Origin of the sequence: uncultured Traorella sp. (assembly GCF_944327115.1) — a bacterium.
Lineage (GTDB): Bacteria > Bacillota_I > Bacilli_A > Erysipelotrichales > Erysipelotrichaceae > Traorella.
On sequence record NZ_CALVGS010000072.1, the window covers coordinates 1 to 4,746 of the forward strand.

General features: G+C 38.4%; 3 protein-coding genes and 2 tRNA genes. 2 read left to right on the forward strand and 3 right to left on the reverse strand.

The window, feature by feature from the left end:
• From Q0K35_RS06800 to Q0K35_RS06810, 3 genes are all read right to left on the reverse strand, one after another.
• The coding region (locus Q0K35_RS06800) for a pyridoxal-phosphate dependent enzyme (RefSeq protein ID WP_294561911.1) at nucleotides 1-643 on the reverse strand (643 nt) is incomplete at its 3' end.
• 45 nt (nucleotides 644-688) lie between these two features.
• Nucleotides 689-2,431: an ABC transporter ATP-binding protein gene (locus Q0K35_RS06805; protein ID WP_294561912.1), complete on the reverse strand. Its 1,743-nt coding sequence runs from the start codon at nucleotides 2,429-2,431 to the stop codon at nucleotides 689-691.
• Nucleotides 2,428-4,140, reverse strand: a complete 1,713-nt coding sequence (locus Q0K35_RS06810; protein ID WP_294561913.1) for an ABC transporter ATP-binding protein — start codon at nucleotides 4,138-4,140, stop codon at nucleotides 2,428-2,430. The genes Q0K35_RS06805 and Q0K35_RS06810 overlap by 4 nt, the downstream gene beginning before the upstream one ends.
• Before the next feature lie 111 nt (nucleotides 4,141-4,251).
• Between Q0K35_RS06810 and Q0K35_RS06815 the strand changes: the two genes are divergently transcribed.
• Nucleotides 4,252-4,327 (forward strand) — tRNA-Asn (locus tag Q0K35_RS06815).
• Nucleotides 4,328-4,332: 5 nt separating this feature from the next.
• Nucleotides 4,333-4,408: transfer RNA gene (locus tag Q0K35_RS06820), tRNA-Glu, on the forward strand.
• Nucleotides 4,409-4,746 lie beyond the last annotated feature (338 nt).

The window sequence follows — 4,746 nt, forward strand, 5'->3', positions numbered from 1 at the left end:
CCTGAATCTTATGCTTTCCGGCTTCACCTGTCGTAATCACTGCACTCTCCAATGGCTCTACACCAATAATTTCAACATCCTTCTTATGTTCTTTCAAATATCGGCCGACACCACTGATCGTACCACCCGTACCGATGCCCGCTACAAAGATATCAATTTGTGCATCTGTATCATCTAAGATCTCAACTGCTGTCGCTTCATAATGCGCCAGTGGATTATCACTATTTTCAAACTGTTGAGGAATAAATGAATTGCTGATCTCATCATGAAGCTGCATTGCTTCCGCAATAGCTCCCTTCATACCGAGTGACCCCTCTGTCAGCACAAGCTCAGCTCCATAGGCCTGTATCAGCTTTCTTCGTTCTAAAGACATCGAATCCGGCAAAACAATGACGCATTTCATATGCAGGGCAGCACAAACCATGGCTAAGCCGACACCTGTATTGCCGCTTGTCGGTTCGATAATAACCGTATTTTGATCAATTCTTCCATCATCAAGAGCCTGTCTGATCATCTTATATGCAATTCGATCCTTCACGCTTCCTCCGGGATTAAATGATTCAACTTTCGCAAACAAATGATCATTTAACGCTACTAAAGGAGTATGACCAATCGTTTCAAGGATACTTCTTTTTATGTTCATTTTATTTCCTCCCTATTGTTAGGATATGCATTTTTCACATGTAAGTCAACTCATTTGATTTAAAAATTGCGAATGATACAGGGTTGCATAAAAGCCCTTTTGTTTTAAAAGTGCTTCATGGGTTCCTTTTTCAATGATCTTGCCATCCTTCATCACCAGAATGCAGTCCGCATTTTGAATCGTGCTCAAACGATGGGCAACGATAAAACTTGTCTTATTTTTCATCAATTCCTGAAAAGCATGTTGTACCTGCAGCTCTGTTAGTGTATCAATATTAGAGGTTGCCTCATCTAAAATCAAGATCTTAGGATCCTGCACCATAACACGAGTAATGCATAATAACTGTTTCTGGCCAATCGAAAGATTCGAACTGATATCTCCCAGCATCGTATCATAGCCTTGAGGCAAACGCTGGATGAACGAATGAGCTTTTGTTTTACGGCTGGCTTCGATCAGCTTTTCATCACTGATATGTTTGTGCAAAGTAATATTATCTCGAATCGTAGCATTTTTGATCCACGTATCCTGTAAGACCATACCGAAATGATTACGCAGAGATCTTACTGTAATATCACGATAGTTTATATCATCAAGCAGAATATCTCCCTCATCAATTTCATAAAAACGCATTAACAGATTGATCAATGTTGTCTTTCCGCATCCTGTCGGGCCTACGATGGCTATTCGCTGTCCCGGCTGAACAACCAGATTAAAATCACTGATCAACGGTTTATTCTTATTATAAGAAAAGCTGACATGACGCAATTCAACCTTTCCTTTTACATTTTCAAGATCAAAAGCATCAGGTGCATCTAATTTTTCCACAGGTGAATCAATAAATTCAAATACACGCTGAGCACACGCTAAAGCATTCTGCAGCTCACTGATGACACTGGTAATCTCATTAAATGGCTTTGTGTACTGATTTGCATAATTGAGATAAATGGTCAGCTGTCCGACGCTCATGCTGCCTCCAATAACGATCAGTGAACCCATCAATGCAACTGAAGCATATACAATAGCATTGACAAAACGGGTACATGGATTCGTCAAAGATGAATAAAAAATGGCCTTCATTGAGCTTTCTTTTAATTCCTCGCTCATAGCATTGAACTCTTCAATATTTTCCTGCTGATGTTCATAGGCAACACTTACTTTATGATGAGAAATTCTTTCATTGATAAAAGCACTGATGCTTCCCCGATTTTTAGATTGTATCAAAAAAAGCAAATGTGTCTTTTTAGAAATAAAGGCTGCCATGACAAGTGAAAGAGGCGTAATTAATAAGACCAAAATTCCCATGCGCATATCAATCTGAAGCATGATAAACAAAGTAATAAAGATACTCAAAACACCTGTGAAAAACTGTGTAAAGCCCATCAAAAGACCATCACAAAGAATCTCCACATCATTTAAGATACGGCTGAGAAGATCCCCCTGATCATGAGAATCAATATAAGAAATCGGACACTTGCTGATATGCTCGACCGCATCCTTACGAATCCTGTAAGAAACATGATATGTTAATTTATTATTGATCCGATTCATCAGCCATGTTACGCCAACATTTATCAGCAGTACAGCTGCCATACGTATCAATACCTGAATAATCGCATTAAAATCAACATTTCCCGTCCCTATTGCATAATCAATGGCCTCACCGATGCAGATTGGCAGATATAAAGTCGTAATCACACTAATAAAAGCACAAATAAAAGAGGCAACTACTAATTTTTTATCCTGTTGTATATAGAAAAGAACTCTTTTCATGACCGCTTTCCGATTCATGCTTCCACCTCCCTTATCTGTGAGGCACTGATTTTCTGATAAATGACACAGTCTTTCATAAGCTCTTCATGTGTACCCATGCCTACAAGCTTTCCTTCATCCATCACTAAGATCATATCGCAATCCATCAATGACGATACACGCTGGGAAATCGTGATCAATGTACATTCATAATTTTGAGCAATTGCCTTTCGTAATGCTGCCTCTGTTGCATAATCCAATGCACTGCTGCTGGCATCTAAAATTAAGACCTCTGCCTTTGCAACTAATGCCCGGGCGATTGTCAAACGCTGACGCTGCCCACCGCTTAAATTCAATCCATTCTGTGCAATTTCATAATCCAGGCCCTTTTCCTCTACGAAATCTGCCATCTGGGCATTTCGACAGGCTTCCATCATTTCTGCTTCACTGGCATCCTTTTTCCCCCATCTTAAGTTTTGAGCAATCGTACCCTTGAATAAGACTGCCTGCTGCGGGACCAGAACCACTTCTTCATGAAACTTTTTCAAATCAACGTGACTGATATCAACGCCCTTATACAAGATCTTACCGCTGCTTGCATCATAGAAGCGTCCCATCAAGTGAACCAATGTGCTCTTACCACTTCCTGTACCGCCAATAATACCTATACGTTTATTTTTCGGAATACAGAAAGACACATCCTGTATCGTATCCATCTGATCATTTTGATACCTAAATGAAACATGCTCGAAATGAAAGACACAATTATCTTCATAAGAGATTTCCTCAGGCTGATTCAAATAGCTTGTCTGCATATTAAAGATTGATTCGATACGTGAAGCACTGGCGATGGCCTTAGTCAGATTTAATACAAGATTTACAAGTTTGATCAGTTCGATCAGGATGCTTGACATATAAGAAACCAAGGCTACCAATTGACCTTGTGTGATGCTTCCTTCAAATACCTGAAAGCCACCTTTATATATCAGGATAAGAATGGCGCAATTTAAGATCAATGTGGTTACAGGATTTAAAAATGCATTGATCTTTCCAACCAGTATGCTGGCATCGTAATAATTTTTATTTTGCGTTTCAAATTCCTCCGCCTGTTCTTTTTCAATATGAAAGGCTCGAATGACACGGACACCGCTTAAATTCTCCGATACGAGCTGGGTCATCCTTTCAATAAGAGAGGCTACCTTCTTCACCAGCGGAATACTTACGACCATGATGAAAATGACAACCAGAAATAAAATTAAAATCGTAATTACAAATACGATTGCTAATCGAGGGCTAATGGTAAATGCCATTATCATTGATCCGAATACGATAAAAGGTGAACGTAAAAACAGACGTAAAAACAAATTCACACCATTTTGTACCTGATTGATATCATTGGTAAGGCGGGTAATCAAGGTGCTTGTACCTACCTGATCGATCTCGGTATAACCAAAGCTTTCAATATGGGCAAATAAATCACGACGCATTTCCTCGCTCATTCCAACAGCGGCCTTAGCGCTGAAATATTGGGCACTGATAGCACTGATACAACCGATCAAAGCCAATAAGCCTAATGCCAATGCACAAAGCCAAATCAATGTCTGATTTTGTTGAGCAATTCCTTCATCTATCATCTTTGCAATAATTAAAGGAACAAACAGCTCGAAGCCTGCTTCCAGCAATTTAAAAAAAGGACCAAGGATCGTTTCTTTTATATAGTTTTTTATGTACTTCAGAAGTAATTTCATATTTTTTTCCTCTCAGCAGTGATATTATAATATTCCCTTTCATTCAATTCAATATTTTTTTAAAAAGTGCTTGCATTATCTTAAAGGTCATGCTATTATAATTAAGCACTTGCCTAAATAGCTCAGTAGGTAGAGCATCCGGCTGTTAACCGGCAGGTCACAGGTTCGAGTCCTGTTTTAGGCGCCATTGATGGCTCGTTGGAGAAACGGTTAACTCACATGCCTTTCACGCATGCATTCACGGGTTCGAATCCCGTACGAGTCACCAAATTGCTTAGAAAGTCCTATATTTAGGACTTTTTTTGTATTTCCAAGAGCCCCGTTGAGAGTTTTGAAAAGAATTGCTGATATGAGAAGTTACATTTCTCCCTAATAATTCATTTATGTTATTAAAAAAAACATTACCGAAATCATATTTATCGGTAATGTTTTTATATGTGTTCTTTTTTACTTATTTTAACTTTTTTCTTACGACAGATATATTTACGTATTTCATATCTGAAAATATGACGTATTACGTAAGTATAGATTATGATTGCTAAGATCAATATTAAAAATGTCATCCAAAAGGATTCTGTTTTTTGAAAAAGGCTGTTAATTGAAAAC

Coding starts and splice junctions, on each gene's coding strand:
- Q0K35_RS06805 (WP_294561912.1), bottom strand. CDS start 2,431: ATGAATCGGAAAGCGGTCATGAAAAGAGTTCTTTTCTATATACAACAG.
- Q0K35_RS06810 (WP_294561913.1), bottom strand. CDS start 4,140: ATGAAATTACTTCTGAAGTACATAAAAAACTATATAAAAGAAACGATC.